The organism is Actinoplanes sp. NBRC 103695 (assembly GCF_030269485.1).
Taxonomy (GTDB): domain Bacteria; phylum Actinomycetota; class Actinomycetes; order Mycobacteriales; family Micromonosporaceae; genus Actinoplanes.
Genome location: NZ_BSTL01000113.1, coordinates 1 through 1,008 on the forward strand (window position 1 = coordinate 1; position 1,008 = coordinate 1,008).

The 1,008-nt window shown below is 66.0% G+C and carries 1 protein-coding gene; it reads right to left on the minus strand.

Annotated features, from left to right (window positions below):
- The coding region (locus QSK31_RS48495; RefSeq protein ID WP_502873133.1) for a hypothetical protein at positions 1–916 on the minus strand (916 nt) is incomplete at its 3' end.
- Positions 917–1,008 lie beyond the last annotated feature (92 nt).

Genomic DNA, 1,008 nt, shown 5'->3' on the forward strand with positions numbered 1-1,008 from the left:
CCACGGACCGGGGGGTGCAATCGGCTGCCTTGACAGGGGGTGGGCCCAGTATGGCCTCTACCTGGGCGGCGGCCTGCACCAGCGACCTGGCCGGCTCACGATCCCCGCCGGTCAGGAACGACGACAACACGTCGCCGATCGGCGACATCGCGGCCTCGGCGGACAGGGGCGCGAATCGGGCACGAACCGGTTCATGTCCGAGCCCGTCCAGCGCAGAAGTCTCGGCCACGTCCTGCAGTCCGGACGTGGGCATGACACGGACGCCGGTGGCCCGATCGCGGGTCACGACCTGGTGATCTGGGTCGAGGGTGATGGTGCGGCTGTCGCGCAGCATCTCCCCCGTGGTCGGCACCTGGATCGCCGGGAGCAGGGCACGCAACTCGACAGAGGCGGAATCGTAGGCCAGGACCGCAGCGTAAACCTTACCTCGCGTCAACGGCTGAAGATCAGCTACCGCCCGCATGAACCCGTTCCACGTCACCGGAAGAGGCAGAGACCGCTCGGTGACCAGTTGTTCGTAGATGTTTTCCCATCCGGAGGCTTCCGTTGTCAGCCATCCAGCCAGCTCTTGAAGCTCACTATCGGCAGCCACGGTCAACAACCGCACCACGTCAGGAAAAGACAAACCCACACCCGCAACGGCACCATCAACACCCGGCTGCCGCACGCCCGAACCATCCCGACCACCACCGGTGATCTCGACCGCCGCAGGGTAGAACCGCTGCTGCTGGTAGAAGCCACCCCCGCCACCACCACGACCACCCGAACCGGACATGCCGGGCCAGTCAGCCACGTCCGAGCCGCCGTCATCAAAGTAGGGGTAGTCGTGGTCGCCACCGGTGGGGTTAGGAGCAGCAGGCGCCGAGGACGGGGGGTACGGATTGAAACCGGTGTAGTCGAAGCCGGTACCGGTCAACGACTGAGGGCCGGCATACCCCGAAGACGAGGGGTACGTACCACCGGAGACACCCGGCCAGTCAGACAACGGCGCAGGAGTCGAGTAATCGG